Here is a 15,541-nt window from a genome sequence, read left to right on the forward strand (position 1 = left end):
GGTGCACGGACGCCCGTCCTGCACCCCCGGCCGACGCGGCGGGGTCAGAGGGGGATGTCCTCCAGCATCTCGGTGACCAGCGCGGCGATCGGCGAGCGCTCCGAGCGGGTCAGCGTCACGTGCGCGAACAACGGGTGACCCTTGAGCGCCTCGATGACCGCGGTGACGCCGTCGTGCCGCCCTACCCGCAGGTTGTCCCGCTGCGCGACGTCGTGGGTCAGCACCACGCGGGAGTTGGTGCCCAGCCGCGACAGCACGGTGAGCAGCACCCCGCGCTCGAGCGACTGCGCCTCGTCGACGATCACGAACGAGTCGTGCAGCGAGCGCCCGCGGATGTGGGTCAGCGGCAGCACCTCGATGAGGCCGCGGGCCAGAATCTCGGTGACCACCTCGCTGCTCACCAGCGCGCCGAGGGTGTCGAACACCGCCTGCGCCCAGGGCGCCATCTTCTCGCCCTCCGAACCGGGCAGGTAGCCCAGCTCCTGGCCGCCGACGGCGTAGAGCGGCCGGAAGATGACCACCTTCTTGTGCGCCCGGCGCTCCATCACCGACTCCAGGCCCGCGCAGAGCGCCAGCGCCGACTTGCCGGTGCCGGCCCGGCCGCCCATCGAGACGATGCCGACCTCGGGGTCCAGCAGCAGGTCCAGCGCGATGCGCTGCTCGGCCGAGCGCCCGTGCAGGCCGAACGCCTCGCGGTCACCCCGCACCAGCTTGACGTGCTTGTCGGCGGTGACCCGGCCCAGCGCCGAGCCGCGGGAGGACAGCAGCACCAGCCCGGTGTGCGTGGGCAGCTCGGCGGCGTCGGGCAGGAACAGGGTGCCGCCGTCGTACAGCGCCGAGATCTCCTCCTCGGACAGCGACAGCTCGGCCATCCCGGTCCAGCCCTGGTCGACCGCGCCCAGACCGCGGTACTCGTCGGTCTCCAGGCCCACCGCGGCGGCCTTGACCCGCAGCGGGACGTCCTTGGTCACCAGGCAGACGTCACGGCCCTCGGCGCGCAGGTTGAGCGCGACCACCATGATCCGGCTGTCGTTGCTGTCGTTGCGGAACCCGGCCGGGAGCACCGAGGCGTCGGAGTGGTTGAGCTCCACGTGCAGGGTGCCGCCCTCGTCGCCGACCGGTACGGGCGCGTCGAGCCGGCCGTGCTGGACCCGCAGGTCGTCCAGGGTGCGCAGCGTCTGCCGGGCGAACCAGCCGAGCTCCGCGTGGTGCCGCTTCTCCTCCAGTTCCCCGATGACCACGAGGGGGACGACGACGTCGTGCGGACCGAAGCGGGCCAGGGCGCCCGGGTCGGAGAGCAGGACGGAGGTGTCGAGGACGTACGTGCGGCGATCGCTCACGGTCGACTCCTGGGGAGGCGCAGGACGCGCCCCTCATCGAAGGTGGCCGGGCCCCGGCGCAGAGGCCGTGGACCGGCCCCCTGGCTCGACGACGTGCATCGGACCAACCGGGCCTCCCGTGTCCGGGGAGGCGGGCTCCCCTGACACCGACGACGGTAGGCCCGCGACGTGTCGTGCGGGTGACAGGACACCCCGAGTCACCCGACGGAGTTGTTCAGCCCGATTCTTTACGGAACTGTGAGGTGCCGTACCAGGCGCCCAGGGCGGCGAGGACGGCGGTGAACAGCACGCCCCAGCCGACGTCGGGCGCGCCGAAGTCACCGGCGAACAGGGCCCGGGCGCCGTCGACGATGTGCTTGAACGGCACGACGTCGGACACGTTCTGCAGCCAGTTCGGCGCCAGCGTCATCGGCAGCAGGATCCCCGAGAGCAGCAGGATCGGGAACAGCACCACGTTGAGCAGCGGGGCGAACGCGTCCTCGCTCTTGAGCGTCAGCGCCAGGGCGTAGGAGACCGCTGCCAGGGACCCGCCGAGGACGGCGACCAGCGCGATCGTCAGCGCCACCCCGCCGACCGAGGCGTCGAGCCCGAACGGGACGGCGACCAGCACCAGCACCACGCCCTGGACGGCGAGCACCAGCACGTCGCGCAGCACCCGGCCCAGCAGCAGGGCCGCCCGCGGTGCCGGGGAGACCCGCTGGCTCTCGATGACCCCGGCGCGGTACTCGGCGATGAGGCTGAACCCCACGAACGCGGTGCCGAACAGGCCCAGCTGCACGAGGATGCCGGGCACGAACACCTGGTAGGCGTTGGCCCCGCCGAGCTGGCCGGCGATCGGCTCGAGCAAGGGGCCGAACAGCACGATGTAGAGCACCGGCTGCATGAGGCTGATGACCAGCCAGGCCGGGTTGCGCAGCGAGGTGCGCATCGCGCGGACGAAGACGGTGCCGGTGTCGCGGACCAGCGTGCTCATGCCTGCGCCCCCTCGGGCTCGGTGGTGGTCTGCTCGCCGTCGCGCAGCGAACGCCCGGTGACGGTGAGGAAGACGTCGTCCAGGCTGGGGCGGCGGCTCTCGACGCCGTCGACCTCGATGCCGGCGGCGTCCAGGTCGCGCAGCAGGGCGACCAGTGCGGCGCCGCCGGCCGGCACCCGGCAGCTGACACGGTCGCCGTCGACGGTGGGCGCCTCGGCGCCGGGCAGGCCGGCCATGCGGCCGGCCACGTCGGCGGCCCGGGGCGAGGTCAGGGTCAACAGGTCGCCGCCCACCGAGCTCTTCAGCTCGTCGGGGGTGCCCGAGGCGACGATCGTGCCCTTGTCGATGACCAGCACCCGGTCGCAGAGCGCGTCGGCCTCGTCGAGGTAGTGGGTCGTGAGGAAGACCGTGGTGCCGCGCTCGCTGCGCAGGCCCTCGATGTGCTGCCACAGGTTGGCCCGCGCCTGCGGGTCCAGGCCCGTGGTGGGCTCGTCGAGGAACACCAGCCCGGGCACGTGCACCAGGCCCATGGCGATGTCCAGCCGGCGCCGCTGGCCGCCCGACATCGCCTTGGGCTGGCGCTCCCACAGGCCGTCGAGGTCGAGCTCGGCGAACAGCTGCTTGCCGCGGGCGGTGGCCTCGGCGGTGCTGACGCCGTAGAGCCGGGCGTGGCTGACCAGCTCCTCCCCCGCCCGGTTCTCCGGCGCGGTCGACCCGGCCTGCGAGACGTAGCCGATGCGCCGGCGCACGCCGACCGGGTCGGTGAGCAGGTCGCACCCGGCCACCGTGGCGGTGCCCGCCGTGGGCGCCAGCAGCGTGGTCAGCATGCGCATGGTGGTGGTCTTGCCGGCCCCGTTCGGACCCAGGAACCCGACGATCTCGCCGGCCTCGACGTCGAGGTCGACCCCGGCGACCGCGACCACCTCGGTGGTCTGCTTGCCGCGCTTCTTGCGGAAGGTGCGGGACAGCCCGCGGGCGTGGATCACGGTGCGCAGCATGGCACCCGGGTCGGACGGTTCCCAGTGGTTCCGGGCTGGGCCGGTCCGCTACCGCGACGGACGACGCGGGCGCAGCGCCACCAGCGCCCAGACCACGGGCACCAGCAGCACCGGCCACTGCAGCGCGATGTCGCCCACCCACAGCAGACCGACGACGAGGGCGACGAGCAGGCAGGTCGCCGTCCAGAGGCCCAGCACCCGCTTCTCCTGCGCGGTGTGCCTCACCCGGCGAGCTCGGCGGTGATGCGCCCGGGGGTGAGCGGCTCGTCGAGCAGCCGGAGGAACCGGTCGGCGACGGGCTGCTCGGCCGGACGGGCGTGCAACCACCGTGCGAGCAGGTCGTAGCCCTCGACGTAGGTGGTGATGTAGGCCCGCCACAGCGGGTGGGTGAGGAAGCGCAGCTGCTGCACCGCCCGGTCGTGGCTGACCAGCGACCAGCGCTGCAGGTGCGCGACGACGTCGTCCGCCGACGCGCCCTGGTCGTGCAGCATGATCGCGGCGTCCTGGCGCACCCGGTTGAGCGGGGCGGCCGCGGCGGAGACCCGCTCGGCGAGGTCGCCGTCCAGCCGGAGCCCGAGGTCGGCGAGCACCTCGGCGGTCCACGGGCCCCACCCGGCCCCGACCGCGGCCTCCAGGCCGAGGTCGGCCAGCCCCTCGGCCATGAGGCACTCAGGGGTGTTGACCAGGAAGACCGTGTGCTCGACGTGCCCGGCCCGCTCGACCAGGCCCATCTCCTTGCGGCAGTGCTCGGTGTGGTGCCCCGGGTAGGACTCGTGGGCGACCAGGTGCGGCAGCTGGCTGGTGCGGTGCGGCAGGTCGGCGTTGATCGCCACGCGCGAGCGGTAGTCGCCGGCGTAGTAGTTGAAGCCCGACCACGGCTTGTCGGTGACCACCTCGTAGGCGACCGTCTCGGCCTCGGGCAGGCCGTAGGAGCTGCGCACCCGGTCGCGCAGCGCGCTGGACAGCGCGTGCACGGCCTTCTCCAGCGAGGCCGGCGGGCACTCCTCGCGACGGCGGTGCACCGCGTAGCGCTCGGCGAGCGTGCCCGAGCCCGGCAGCAGCTCCTCGAGCTCGGCGTGCGCCGCGGCGTAGGACGCCTCGTCGCCCAGGGCGACGTCGACCTGGAAGTAGGCCTGCACCTCGTCGCGGTAGCCCACCGGCTCGCCGGCCATCGTGCGGGCGGTGCACTCCAGCGCGGTCAGCTGGCCGCGCAGGTGCTGCACGCGGTCGGCCGGGAGGTCGCTGGATTCGAGCTCGCGCAGCAGCCCGCGGGCCTGGTCGCGCAGCCCCTGCGGGGTGGGTGCCGGCTCGTCGGCCACCTGCGCACGGATCCGCCGGTCACCGGTGTAGGCGTCGACGAAGCCCTCCTCGAGCCGGTCGAAGCGCAGACCCAGCCGCACGTACTCGAGGGGGACGTCGACCGGGCCGCTGACCATGGCGGCCAGTCTCCCAGCCGGCGCCTCAGCCGCCGAACCGGCGCTGCCGGGCCGCGTAGTCGCGCAGCGCCCGCAGGAAGTCCACCCGCCGGAACTCGGGCCAGTAGACGTCGGTGAAGTAGAACTCCGAGTGCGCGGTCTGCCAGAGCAGGAAACCCGACAGCCGCTGCTCGCCGCTGGTGCGGATCACCAGGTCGGGGTCGGGCTGGCCGCGGGTGTAGAGGTGCTCGGCGATGTGCTCGACGTCGAGGGTCTCCACCAGCTCGGGCAGCGTGGTGCCGCGCTCGGCGTGCTCGGCCAGCAACGAGCGGACGGCGTCGGCGATCTCGCGCCGACCCCCGTAGCCGACGGCCAGGTTCACCGTGGCTCCCGCGCGCCCGACCGTGCCCTCGGCCGCGCGCTGCAGCACCGCCGCGGTCTCCGGCGGGAGCAGGCCCAGCGCACCCACCGCGTTGAGCTGCCAGCGGCGGTCGGGCCCGGACAGGTCGCAGGCCACGCCCTCGATGATCCGCAGCAACGGGGTCAGCTCGTGCTCGGGCCGGGCCAGGTTGTCGGTGGAGAGCAGGAAGAGGGTGACCACCTCGACGCCGGCCTCGTCGCACCAGCCCAGGAAGTCGGCGATCTTGTCCGCTCCGCGGCGGTGGCCGTGGACGACGTCGCCGTGCCCGGCGGCCCGCGCCCACCGGCGGTTGCCGTCGACGATGACGCCCACGTGCCGGGGCACCGCGGCCCGGTCGAGCCGGTCGGCCAGCCGCCGCTCGTAGAGCGCGGTCAGCGCCTCACGCACCTGCTGGCGGGCCCCCACGGGGAGCAACCCTAGGACGCCGGGGGCACCCCGGGAGCACCGGCCGTCGACGCAGTTCACAGCTCCGCAGATGTCGTCGGCGGCCGCACGGTCGTAGCCTCGGCACATGAGCGCTCCACGCGACCCGGACGAGACGGTGCGCGTCGCCTCCGACGGCGCCGAGGTGGAAGCGCCGGCCGGTCAGGCGGTGACCGCGGTCCTCGAGGAGGGCGAGCAGGTCGCCGCGGTCGCGCGCGACGGCGAGTGGGCCGACGCCGAGTACGGCGACGCCGACTTCGACCACCCCGACACCCGACCGCGGATGCGCGGCTGGCTGCACCTGTTCGCCGCCTTCGGGTCGGTCGTCGCCGGGGCCGTGCTCATCCCGCTGGCGTGGGTGCACGGCGGGGTGCGGGCCGGGCTGCCGGTGTCGATCTACTGCCTGACCATCCTCGGGCTGTTCGGCATCAGCGCCGCCTACCACCGCCGCCGCTGGTCACCGCGCGGCTGGAAGATCATGAAGCGGCTCGACCACTCCATGATCTTCTTGTTCATCGCCGGCACCTACACACCGTTCGCCGCGCTGGCGGTGCCGTACCCGACGAACTGGTGGATCTTCGGCATCGTCTGGACCGGGGCACTGGCCGGGGTGGGGCTCAAGATGGCCTGGCCCACCGCGCCCCGGTGGCTGGGCGTGCCGATCTACCTGGCCCTGGGCTGGGTCGCGGTGTTCGTGCTCGTCGACATCCTCGACCTGGCCGGGGTCACGGCCATGGTGCTGCTGGCCGCGGGCGGGCTGCTCTACAGCGTCGGCGCCGTGGCCTACGCGACCAAGAAGCCCAACCCGTGGCCCGGCGTCTTCGGCTACCACGAGGTGTTCCACGCGATGACGATCGTGGCCGCTGCCTGCCACTACATCGCGGTCTACTTCGCCATCTACAACTCACCCTTCCTGCAGCGCTAGGGCGCTGGCGCCTCGGTCGGGGCCGGCTCCGGGGTGGGCTCGACCGGCGGGGCCGACGACGACGGCGCGGCCGTGGTGGGCAGCGGGGACTCCGCCGTCTGCGGGGTGCCGTACTCGTCGTAGGTGACGACCTCCTGCCGCTGCGGGTAGGCGTTGTCGGGCTGGACCGGCACCCCCTGCTGCGGACGCACCTCGGTGCCGTCGTCGTCCCAGGTCGACAGGTTGTCGATCGGGCGACCGTCCTGGTCGTACAGCAGGACGCCGGCCAGCGGCTCGCCGTCGGGGCCGTAGGGGACGATGTTGGTGATCGGCGTGCCGTCCTCGTGGACCAGCGTGGTCGGACCGGAGTCGTAGGAGACGGTGGTCGGGTCGTACCCGGCGTAGCTGAACCGGTCGGCCACCCCCACGACGGCGATCACGGTGCAGACCGCCAGCGCCAGGTTGACCGCGGCCCACCCGTGGGTGAGACCGGCCCCGGCGGCCCGGGTGCGCAACCCGACGCGCACCGACCACACGACCACCGCGAGCGTGATGGCCCAGCCGACCACCCCGAGCCCGAGGCTGGGCAGCGGCATCGTCACCTCGCCCTGCACGGCGTAGCCGAGCACGGCCACCACGGCCCAGCCGCGCACGACCCACCAGGCCGGGCGCAGCTCGGGCAGGAACTCCCGCACGGCGACGACGACGCCGTGGTCGGCGTACCGGTCGCGGTACCGGGCCAGGTCCCAGCGCCAGCCGTCGGTCCGGTCGCCCGGCGCACCGTCGGGAGCCTCGGGCAGGCCGGCGGCCCGCCGCAGCTCGGCGGCGTAGGCGGCCGGTGAGCCGAGCCGGTCGTCCAGCGGGCCGGGGGTCTCCGAGGCCACCTCGACCAGGTGCTCCTCGAGGTCCTCCAGCAGCTCCTCCAGCCGCGCCGCGGAGACGTCGGCGAGGGCCTCGCGCACCTGGCGGGCGTAGGCCGCGACCTCCGGGTCGGCCGATGCCGCCGATGCCGCCGATGACGTCGTCGGAGCGCTCATGCCGCCACCTTCTCCCCGGCGAGCAGCGCCGCCATCGTGTCCGCGAACCCCGCCCAGGTCTTGGTCGAGGTCTCCAGCTGGGCCCGGCCCGAGACGTTCAAGCCGTAGTACTTCCGGTGCGGCCCCTCCACCGAGGGCACCACGTAGGAGGTCAGGTGCCCGGCGGCGTAGAGCCGCCGGAGCGTGCCGTAGACCGAGGCGTCGCCGACGTCCTCCAGCCCGGCGGCGCGCAATCGGCGCACGACGTCGTAGCCGTAGCCGTCCTCGCCGTCCAGGACAGCCAGGACGGCGAGGTCGAGCACCCCCTTGAGCAACTGCGTGGTGTCCATGCGCCCCTCCGGTTCGTTCCGTGGACGGCACGGTACCGCGTATCCCGCACTAGCCCGCATCCACCTGTACCGGGCGTGTCGGAACGCGGCCGTCCCGTCGCGGGGCGGCGCGCCGATCCTGACGGTGCCCGAGGACCGGCATCGCTCGAGGAGAGAGCAACCCACCGTGACCCAGTACGCCGAGTACGACGACGTCCTCGAGGGGAAGTGCCCGCTCGGCGGGAACACCCTCGGCGGCGCGCAGGTGCACCGGGCCACCCGGCACGACCTGGTGTCCGGGTCGAACGCGCAGCTGCGGGCGGTCGCCGAGGTGCACGCCTCGGCCGACGGCCACGAGCGCTCCGTGCGCGACTTCGTGGCGGTCCGGGACGAGGTGATGATGGCCGACCGGTACGACGTCCGGGCCGGCTGATCACCGGGCCTGCGCGCCGGTTCAGCCGGCGCGCAGGTCCGCCGCGGGGAACGGGGGCCGCTGGTCCAGCCGGGTGCTGAGCCGGCCGGCGGCGCGCCACGCCCGCGCGGTGAGGTCGCGGTCCTCCTCGGTCACCAGGTTGCCCATCACCCGCAGCGCGACGGTCATGAGCGTGCGCGAGCGCATGCCGACCGGCCCCGCTGCCGGCAGCAGCCGGGGCAGGGTGAGCAGCCCGGCGAGGCGGCGGGCGATGGAGAACGCCTCGCCGTAGTGCCGGCGCAGGGTGGCCGGCCACGCCGTCGTCCAGTCGTCCTCGTCGAGCAGGCCGGCCAGCGTGCGGCCGGTCTCCATGCCGTAGTCGATGCCCTCGCCGTTGAGCGGGTTCACGCAGCCGGCGGCGTCGCCGACCAGCGCCCAGTTGCGCCCGGCGACCCCGGAGACCGCGCCGCCCATGGGCAGCAGCGCCGAGGCCTTGGCCCGCACGTCACCGGTCAGCTGCCACTCGTCGCGCCGGCTGTCGGCGTAGAAGTCCAGCAGCGGCTTGAGCTGCACGCCGGCCGGGCGCTTGGCGGTGGCCAGGGTGCCGACGCCGATGTTGACCTCTCCGTCGGACAGCGGGAACACCCAGCCGTAGCCGCTGAGCAGCTCGCCCTGGGTGCCGCGCAGCTCGAGGTGGCTGGAGATCCACGGGTCGTCGCTGCGCCCGCTGGTCACGTAGCCGCGGGCGGCCACCCCGTAGGCGGTCTCGCGGTGCCACTCACGGCCGAGCACCCGGCCCAACGGCGAGCGCACACCGTCGGCGACCACCAGCTTCCGGCACGCGATCGTGCGGCCGCCCTCGAACACGACGGCCGACACCCGGTCACCGTCGCGCTGCACGTCGACCGCGCGGGACCCCTCGACCGGCAGGGCGCCGTCGTCGAGGGCGACCTGCCGGATGCGGGCGTCGAGCTCGGTGCGCGGGACGGCGCTGCCGTGGTCGGGCAGCGACCCACCGGGCCAGGGCAGCAGCAGCTCCTGACCGAACCCGGCGGCCCGCAGGCCCCGGTTGGTGCCGTGGGAGCGCACCCACTCCCCCAGCCCGAGGTGGTCGAGCTCGGCCACCGCCCGCGGGGTCAGGCCGTCGCCGCAGGTCTTGTCGCGCGGGAACACGGCGGCGTCGGCCAGGACGACGTCGTGGCCGGCGCGGGCGGCCCAGGCGGCGGCGGCGGAACCGGCCGGCCCGGCTCCGACCACCAGGACGTCGGTGCTCTCGGGGGTGGACACCCCCTCATCCTCCCTGGTGGGGAGCCCGAAGGGGTGGCCACCTGGCGAGACGTCCGGCTCAGCCCAGCTTCGGACCCTGGGCGCGCACCTCCTCGACCGACTGCATGGCCGCGCGCAGCTGGGTCAGCCACTCGTCGGCGTGCTCGCCGACCAGCCGCACCGACCAGACCAGCGCGTCGGAGCGCGAGCGGGCCACGCCGGCGTCGACGAGGGTGTCGAGCACCAGCCGCTCGGACTGCCGCAGCCGGGTCATCACCGGCGCGGAGACCGTGGTGAACAGCTCGGTCACCTCGCCGCACCGGGCGCCCCACGAGACGGTCCGGCCGAACCGCTCCTGGGCGGCCTCGGCGATCTCGACCCGGCGGGCTCGGGTGTCCTCGCGGAAGCGGGCGATGCGGCCCGAGCGCGCGGCCTCGGCGGCGGCCGGCGTCTCGTCGGCCTCGGTGGGGGGTTCGGGGACGGTGACCACCACGATGATCTCGTCGCGGTCGACGGTCAGCCTGGGTGCGACCGCCGTCCAGTCGTCGGGCAGCCGGCCGGTGAACCAGCCGGCCACCTCGGCGCGGTCCAGCGGCGGCGGGGCGTCGGCCCCGCGGCCACGGCCACCGGGCCCGCCGGCGCCGCGACCGCGACCACCGCCACGACCGGGGAAGCCCCGACCGGCGCCGGCGAAGGCGGCCGCGAACGGGCCACCGGGGAAGGGACCGCCGCCGTGCTCGCCGCGGTCGCGGCCGTGCCGGTGGGGGCCCTGAGGGGGGAAGGGGGGACGCATGGCGCTCTCCTCGGATCGGAGGGCCCGCGGTTCGGGTCCTGCTGTGCATCACTGTAAGTGTGTAATCAAGTAATGCAAGCACGTTCCGTTGTAGGCGGACCGCCGGACCCGATGGGGTCAGGGGCGGTCGCTGGTCTCGGGGTCGGCCGGTGCGTTCTCGCCCTCGTCGGGCTCGCGCTCCTTGCGGCGCAGCAGCAGCGACGTCACGCCGAGCAGCAGGACCAGGACGCCGAGCACCCCGATCTCGATGATCCGGTCGGCGAACCCCGCGGTGCCGACCTTGCCGGCGGCCTCGACGCTGAGCACCACGATCTCCTTGATCGAGGCGATGATGCCCACGAGCAGGAACGGCTCGGCGATCAGCTCGCGCTTCTCGACGGTGGTGCGGACGGCGAACAGCAGCTCGACCACGATGAAGACCAGCAGCAGGACGTCGAGCAGCTCGAGCACCGGGGTGGTCGACAGGTCGGTGACCAGACCCCAGCTGGTCTTGCCGGCCAGCACGAGCAGAACCAGCGCAGTGACCAGCAAGAACAGCGCGATGCCCGCGTAGACGACGTTCTCGGCCAGCTCCAGCAGGCGGGTGCCCACCTTCCCGAACCCGGGCGGGTGCTCCGCGTCGTCGTGCTCGTCGTCCCTGCGTCGCTGGCCGGTCACGGCGCGATCATGCGGCACAGCTCACAGCCGCGCCTCAGGACGCGGCGGTGGGCCCCTCGTCGGGGTCGACGCGCCGGGGCGGCTCGATGGCCAGCGGCTGCCGGCGCAGCACGTCGAGCAGCTCCTCGCCCGGCCGCGGCTCGAACAGCTCGGAGGCGTCGTCGGGGACGTCGACCGGCGCGTCGGCCGGGTCGAAGCTGGGCGGCAGCCGCTTGAGGTGCTTGCCCATCGAACGCCCCAGGAGGAGGACGGCGACCAGCAGCACGACGGTCAGCAGCAGCCCGAGCGGGCCGGACTTGCCGACGTCCTCGGGCAGCTGCTGGTCGGCCGCGAGGATCAGCAGACCGGCGTTCATCGGACCCCCACCTCTTCGTCGGCGCGGCTGCGGATGCCGGCGAACAGGTCGTCCTCGGGCGTGGTGCTGTCGACCAGCGAGCGGGCCAGCTCGAAGTCCTCGGTCGGCCAGACCCGCTGCTGCATGTCCATGGGCGTGGAGAACCAGCGGCCGGTCGGGTCGATCTGGGTGGCGTGCGCGATCAGCGCGCGGTCACGGATGCCGAACCACTCCCCGCACGGCACCCGGGTGGTGACCCGGTGGGAGATGTCCTTGGCCGGGTCCCACTTCTCCAGCATCTCGGTGTAGGGGGACTCGAGCCCGCCGGCCAGCATGGCCTCGTGGATCGCCTTCGTGCGGGGCAGGGTGAAGCTCATGTTGTAGTACAGCTTGCTGACCTGCCACGGCTCGCCGAGCTCGGGGTAGGCGTCGGGGTCGCCGGCCGCCTCGAAGGCGTGCACCGAGATCTCGTGCGTCTTGATGTGGTCGGGGTGCGGGTAGCCGCCTCGCTCGTCGTAGGTGGTCATCACCTGCGGGCGGAAGCGCCGGATGAGCGCGACCAGCGGGGCCGCGGCCTCCTCGGTGGGCACCAGGGCGAAGCAGCCCTCGGGCAGCGGGGGCAGCGGGTCGCCCTCGGGCAGGCCCGAGTCGACGAAGCCCAGCCACTCCTGGCCGACCCCGAGGATCTCGCGGGCCGCGGCCATCTCCTCGGAACGGATCTGCGGGAGGCGTTCCCACACCTCGGGCCGGTCCATCGCCGGGTTGAGCACCGAGCCGCGCTCACCACCGGTGCAGGTGGCGACGAGGACGTCGACGCCCTCGTGCACGTACTTGGCCATGGTGGCCGCACCCTTGCTGGACTCGTCGTCGGGGTGGGCGTGCACCGCGAGCAGGCGCAGCTGGTCCGGTTGGGTCACGGGGTCCATGGTCCCACCTGTGCGCGGACCACGACGTGCACCCCGGGCGGACCCGCACCGTCTCGGATCCGGGCGCGTGCGGTTGCGGTGACGCGCACCTCGGTGTTCACTCGGCGGTTCGACCGCAGCCGCTCCCCGACCGGGGGGCGGCTCTTGAGTTGTAGGAGCCGTGATCGTGTCCACGACCGACGAGCAGGACCAGGGCGTCTGGCTGACCCAGGAGGCCCACGACCGGTTGAAGGGCGAGCTCGACGAGCTGATCGCCGGGCGGCCCGCCATGGCCGCGGAGATCAACGCCCGCCGCGAGGAGGGCGACCTCAAGGAGAACGGCGGTTACCACGCGGCCAAGGACGAGCAGGGCAAGCAGGAGGGCCGCATCCGCCAGCTCACCGACCTGCTGCGCAAGGCCCGGGTCGGCGAGCCGCCGAAGACCGCCACCGACGCCGCGCTGGGCACCGTCATCACCATCGCCTTCGACGGCGACGAGGACGACACCGAGAAGTTCCTGCTCGGCTCCCGCGAGATCGCCGGCACCACCGAGCTCTCGGTCTACTCCCCCGAGTCCGCCCTCGGCGCGGCGATCATGGGCGCGAAGCCGGGCAGCTCGGTCACCTACACCGCACCCAACGGCAAGGACATCACCGTGAAGGTGCTGGCCGTCGAGCCCTTCGTCCCCTGAGCACGACGCTGGACGAGCAGCCGGACGAGACCGACGGGCCCGGGAGCTACGGCTCCCGGGCCCGTTCGCGCGCTCGCGAGAACACGACCTTCGCCTGCGTGCACTGCGCCCGCACCGTGCCGGCGAACACCGACGGGCACTACCGCAACCACTGCCCGTACTGCCTGTGGTCCCTGCACGTGGACGTCAAGCCCGGCGACCGGGCGTCGGCCTGCCGGCGGGCGATGGAGCCCGTCGGCCTGGTCGAGAAGTCGGGCAAGGGCTGGCAGGTGGTGCACCGCTGCACCGCCTGCGGGCACCGCCAGCCCAACCGCCTCGTGCGCGACGGCGACTCCCCCGACGACCTCGACCTGGTGCTGTCGCTCCCCTGGCTGTGACATGGCGATCCTGCGGATCGCACCGCGACCAGGTACCGGTGCCGGTTGCGACGAGCGGGTCCTGCGATGCCGGCGGGAGGACTTCGTCCCCCGCACCGGCATCGCCCTGGGCTTCGCCCGGTTGCCTCCTCGTGGGCGGCGGTGCTGGGCTTCCTCGGGGACCCTGCGGGCCCCCTCGTCAGCCCAGGCCGCGGCGGGCGAGCAGGGGGGCCGGGTCGGGGTCGTGGCCGACGACGTCGCGGAAGGCACCCAGCGGGTCGACCGAGCCGCCGCGCGAGAGCAGCTTGTCGCGGAACGCGTCGCCGTTGGCCCGGGTGAGCCCTCCGTTGGCCTTGAACCACTCGACGGTGTCGGCGTCGAGCACCTCGGACCAGATGTAGGAGTAGTAGCCGGCTGCGTACCCGCCGGCGAACACGTGCTGGAAGTACGTGGTGCGGTACCGCGGCGGCACCAGACCCGACGCCACGCCGGCGGCCTCGAGCGCGGCGGCCTCGAACGCCTGCGGGTCCTCGACCACCGTGTCCGGGGTGATCCGGTGCCACGCCTGGTCGAGCAGCGTCGCCGCCAGGTACTCGAGCGTGCCGTGGCCCTCGCCCCACAGCGCCGCCGCCTCGATGGCCGCCACGACCTCGCGGCCCAGCGGCTCGCCGGTCCCGGTGTGCCGGGCGTAGTGGTCGAGGACCTCGGGCCACAGCGCCCACATCTCGTTGACCTGGCTGGGGAACTCGACGAAGTCGCGCGGCACGCTGGTGCCCGAGAAGCGCGGGTAGGTGACCGCTGAGGACAACCCGTGCAGGGTGTGCCCGAACTCGTGGAAGAGGGTGTTCACCTCGTCGAGGGTCAGCAGCGTCGGCTGGCCGGCAGCGCCCCGGGTCACGTTCATGACGTTGAAGACCACCGGCCGGGTGCCCAGCAGCCGCGACTGGCTGACGAACGAGCTCATCCAGGCCCCGCCGCGCTTGCCGTCGCGGGCGTAGAAGTCGCCCAGGTACAGCCCCACCGGCTCGCCTGCTGCGTCGGCGACCTCCCAGACCCGCACGTCGGGGTGGTAGCCGGGCAGGTCCGGGCGCGGGGTGAACGTGTAGCCGTAGAGCAACCGGGCGGCGTGGAACACGCCGTCGACCAGCACCCGGTCGAGCTCGAAGAAGGGCCGCAGCGCGGTGGTGTCGACCGCGTACCGGTCGCGCCGGACCTGCTCGCTGTAGTACGCCCAGTCCCAGGCGGCGAGCTCGACCCCGTCGGCGGCGGCCAGCTCGGCCAGCACCTCGGCCTCGGCGCCGGCGTTGCGCACCGCGGGCGGCACCAGGGTGGCCAGCAGCTCGTCGACCGCGGCGGAGGTCTTCGCGGTCTGGTCGGCGGCCACGAGGTCGGCGTGGGTGGCGAACCCCAGCAGCCGAGCGCGCACGGCGCGCAGGTGGGCGATCTCGGCGGCCACGGGCCCGTTGTCGTGCTCACCGGCCGACGCGCGCGTCACCGACGCCTCGTGCAGCCGGCGGCGCAGGGCCCGGTCGCGGAGCTTGGCCATCGCCGGCTGCCCCGAGGGCAGCACCAGGGTCAGCAGGTACCCCTCGCGGCCGCGCTCGGCGGCGGCCACGCCGGCGGCCTCGACCTCGGCGTCGCTGAGGCCGTCGAGCTCGGTGCGGTCGGTGACCAGGACGGCGGCCGCCTCGGTGGCCACGACGAGGTTCTGCCCGAAGGTGGTGGACAGCCGGGACAGCTGCTGGTTCAGCTCACGCAGCTGCTCGCGGCCGGCGTCGTCGAGCCGGGCGCCGGAGAGCACGAAGTCGAGGTGGTACCGCTCGACCAGCCGCACGGCCTCGGCGTCGAGCCCGTGCCCGCCGGCCTGCACCTGGGCGTGGACGGCGTCGATGCGGGCGAACAGTGCCGGGTCCAGCCGCAGGGCGTCGGAGTGGGCCGCCGCCAGCGGGGAGACCTCGCGCTCGATCTCGCGCAGCCGGTCGGAGGAGTTCGACGACGCCAGGGCGTAGAACACCGCCTGGGCACGCCGCAGCAGGGCCCCGGACCGCTCCAGGGCCACGACCGTGTTCTCGAAGGTCGCCGGCCCGGGGTCCGCGGTGATCGCGTCGACCTCGCCCCGCTGGGTGGCCATGCCCACCAGCAGCGCCTCGCGGCAGTGCTCGAGGGTCAGCCCGGTGAACGGCGGCAGCCCGAACGGCAGCTCCGAGGGGCGGGCCAGCGGGTTGTCGGCGGAGAGGTCGACGGGGGCGGGCGAGGTGCTGGGGGCGGACGAGGCCGCGGGCGTGGTCATCGCGGTCCAGTCTCCGCC

Annotated in this window: 18 protein-coding genes; 4 read left to right on the top strand and 14 right to left on the bottom strand. The window is 73.8% G+C overall.

All coding sequences use genetic code 11. From position 1 onward, the window contains the following. Window positions 1-44: 44 nt before the first annotated feature. The 6 genes from BLP29_RS01675 to BLP29_RS01695 form a co-directional block, all read right to left on the bottom strand. The gene (locus BLP29_RS01675; protein ID WP_092799202.1) at window positions 45-1,340 is read right to left on the bottom strand and encodes an RNA 5'-3' helicase PhoH2; all 1,296 of its coding nucleotides are present in this window, start codon (window positions 1,338-1,340) and stop codon (window positions 45-47) included. A 214-nt stretch (window positions 1,341-1,554) separates the two neighbouring features. Continuing rightward, on the bottom strand, window positions 1,555-2,313 hold the full coding sequence (locus BLP29_RS01680) for an ABC transporter permease (RefSeq protein ID WP_092799204.1): 759 nt from the start codon (window positions 2,311-2,313) through the stop codon (window positions 1,555-1,557). Then, window positions 2,310-3,299, bottom strand: coding sequence for an ATP-binding cassette domain-containing protein (locus BLP29_RS01685; protein ID WP_092800619.1), 990 nt, complete (start codon window positions 3,297-3,299; stop codon window positions 2,310-2,312). The genes BLP29_RS01680 and BLP29_RS01685 overlap by 4 nt, the downstream gene beginning before the upstream one ends. 60 nt (window positions 3,300-3,359) lie before the next feature. Continuing rightward, complete coding sequence (locus BLP29_RS20875; protein ID WP_165839242.1) at window positions 3,360-3,536, bottom strand: hypothetical protein; 177 nt, start codon at window positions 3,534-3,536, stop codon at window positions 3,360-3,362. Then, window positions 3,533-4,747, bottom strand: a complete 1,215-nt coding sequence (locus BLP29_RS01690; RefSeq protein WP_092799206.1) for a DUF885 domain-containing protein — start codon at window positions 4,745-4,747, stop codon at window positions 3,533-3,535. Before BLP29_RS01690 ends, BLP29_RS20875 begins: the two co-directional genes overlap by 4 nt. Before the next feature lie 25 nt (window positions 4,748-4,772). Continuing rightward, window positions 4,773-5,552, bottom strand: a complete 780-nt coding sequence (locus BLP29_RS01695) for an isoprenyl transferase (protein ID WP_243469620.1) — start codon at window positions 5,550-5,552, stop codon at window positions 4,773-4,775. Window positions 5,553-5,658: 106 nt separating this feature from the next. Between BLP29_RS01695 and trhA the strand changes: the two genes are divergently transcribed. Then, a complete protein-coding gene (gene trhA, locus BLP29_RS01700) occupies window positions 5,659-6,495 on the top strand; it encodes a PAQR family membrane homeostasis protein TrhA (protein WP_092799210.1) in 837 nt (278 codons plus the stop codon). On the opposite strand, the gene BLP29_RS01705 is transcribed toward trhA, so the two are convergent. Both BLP29_RS01705 and BLP29_RS01710 read right to left on the bottom strand, forming a co-directional pair. After that, window positions 6,492-7,511: a hypothetical protein gene (locus BLP29_RS01705; protein WP_092799212.1), complete on the bottom strand. Its 1,020-nt coding sequence runs from the start codon at window positions 7,509-7,511 to the stop codon at window positions 6,492-6,494. The two genes, trhA and BLP29_RS01705, sit on opposite strands and share 4 nt — an antisense overlap. Next, window positions 7,508-7,840: a PadR family transcriptional regulator gene (locus BLP29_RS01710; protein ID WP_092799214.1), complete on the bottom strand. Its 333-nt coding sequence runs from the start codon at window positions 7,838-7,840 to the stop codon at window positions 7,508-7,510. The genes BLP29_RS01705 and BLP29_RS01710 overlap by 4 nt, the downstream gene beginning before the upstream one ends. Before the next feature lie 166 nt (window positions 7,841-8,006). Here BLP29_RS01710 and BLP29_RS01715 point away from each other — a divergent pair, with 166 nt between their 5' ends. Next, window positions 8,007-8,252, top strand: coding sequence for a hypothetical protein (locus BLP29_RS01715; RefSeq protein ID WP_092799216.1), 246 nt, complete (start codon window positions 8,007-8,009; stop codon window positions 8,250-8,252). Window positions 8,253-8,273: 21 nt separating this feature from the next. Here BLP29_RS01715 and BLP29_RS01720 read toward each other — a convergent pair whose 3' ends face one another. From BLP29_RS01720 to mca, 5 genes are all read right to left on the bottom strand, one after another. Beyond that, on the bottom strand, window positions 8,274-9,518 hold the full coding sequence (locus BLP29_RS01720; RefSeq protein ID WP_092799218.1) for a geranylgeranyl reductase family protein: 1,245 nt from the start codon (window positions 9,516-9,518) through the stop codon (window positions 8,274-8,276). Between the two features lie 58 nt (window positions 9,519-9,576). Continuing rightward, window positions 9,577-10,290, bottom strand: coding sequence for a hypothetical protein (locus BLP29_RS01725; protein ID WP_207798251.1), 714 nt, complete (start codon window positions 10,288-10,290; stop codon window positions 9,577-9,579). Window positions 10,291-10,407: 117 nt separating this feature from the next. Next, window positions 10,408-10,947 carry a phosphate-starvation-inducible PsiE family protein gene (locus BLP29_RS01730; RefSeq protein ID WP_092799220.1) on the bottom strand — a complete coding sequence of 180 codons (540 nt, stop codon included), beginning with the start codon at window positions 10,945-10,947 and terminating at the stop codon, window positions 10,408-10,410. A gap of 34 nt (window positions 10,948-10,981) precedes the next feature. After that, window positions 10,982-11,302 carry a hypothetical protein gene (locus tag BLP29_RS01735; RefSeq protein ID WP_092799222.1) on the bottom strand — a complete coding sequence of 107 codons (321 nt, stop codon included), beginning with the start codon at window positions 11,300-11,302 and terminating at the stop codon, window positions 10,982-10,984. Continuing rightward, entirely contained in the window at window positions 11,299-12,198 is a 900-nt protein-coding gene (mca, locus tag BLP29_RS01740) for a mycothiol conjugate amidase Mca (RefSeq protein ID WP_092800625.1), read from the bottom strand. The genes BLP29_RS01735 and mca overlap by 4 nt, the downstream gene beginning before the upstream one ends. Window positions 12,199-12,373: 175 nt before the next feature. Here mca and greA point away from each other — a divergent pair, with 175 nt between their 5' ends. Both greA and BLP29_RS01750 read left to right on the top strand, forming a co-directional pair. Further along, window positions 12,374-12,877, top strand: a complete 504-nt coding sequence (gene greA / locus BLP29_RS01745) for a transcription elongation factor GreA (RefSeq protein ID WP_243469621.1) — start codon at window positions 12,374-12,376, stop codon at window positions 12,875-12,877. A gap of 8 nt (window positions 12,878-12,885) precedes the next feature. Continuing rightward, window positions 12,886-13,254 carry an RNHCP domain-containing protein gene (locus tag BLP29_RS01750; RefSeq protein ID WP_279385432.1) on the top strand — a complete coding sequence of 123 codons (369 nt, stop codon included), beginning with the start codon at window positions 12,886-12,888 and terminating at the stop codon, window positions 13,252-13,254. 178 nt (window positions 13,255-13,432) lie between these two features. On the opposite strand, the gene BLP29_RS01755 is transcribed toward BLP29_RS01750, so the two are convergent. Beyond that, a complete protein-coding gene (locus BLP29_RS01755) occupies window positions 13,433-15,523 on the bottom strand; it encodes a M3 family metallopeptidase (RefSeq protein WP_092799226.1) in 2,091 nt (696 codons plus the stop codon). Between the last annotated feature and the right edge of the window lie 18 nt (window positions 15,524-15,541).

It is taken from the genome of Klenkia marina (assembly GCF_900101025.1).
GTDB lineage: Bacteria > Actinomycetota > Actinomycetes > Mycobacteriales > Geodermatophilaceae > Klenkia > Klenkia marina.

What these genes read in the sequence shown, in the direction of transcription:
- BLP29_RS01680 (WP_092799204.1), bottom strand. Translation starts at nt 2,313, where the DNA reads ATGAGCACGCTGGTCCGCGACACCGGCACCGTCTTCGTCCGCGCGATG.
- BLP29_RS01690 (WP_092799206.1), bottom strand. Translation starts at nt 4,747, where the DNA reads ATGGTCAGCGGCCCGGTCGACGTCCCCCTCGAGTACGTGCGGCTGGGT.
- trhA (WP_092799210.1), top strand. Translation starts at nt 5,659, where the DNA reads ATGAGCGCTCCACGCGACCCGGACGAGACGGTGCGCGTCGCCTCCGAC.
- BLP29_RS01705 (WP_092799212.1), bottom strand. Translation starts at nt 7,511, where the DNA reads ATGAGCGCTCCGACGACGTCATCGGCGGCATCGGCGGCATCGGCCGAC.
- BLP29_RS01710 (WP_092799214.1), bottom strand. Translation starts at nt 7,840, where the DNA reads ATGGACACCACGCAGTTGCTCAAGGGGGTGCTCGACCTCGCCGTCCTG.
- BLP29_RS01725 (WP_207798251.1), bottom strand. Translation starts at nt 10,290, where the DNA reads ATGCGTCCCCCCTTCCCCCCTCAGGGCCCCCACCGGCACGGCCGCGAC.
- BLP29_RS01735 (WP_092799222.1), bottom strand. Translation starts at nt 11,302, where the DNA reads ATGAACGCCGGTCTGCTGATCCTCGCGGCCGACCAGCAGCTGCCCGAG.
- BLP29_RS01755 (WP_092799226.1), bottom strand. Translation starts at nt 15,523, where the DNA reads ATGACCACGCCCGCGGCCTCGTCCGCCCCCAGCACCTCGCCCGCCCCC.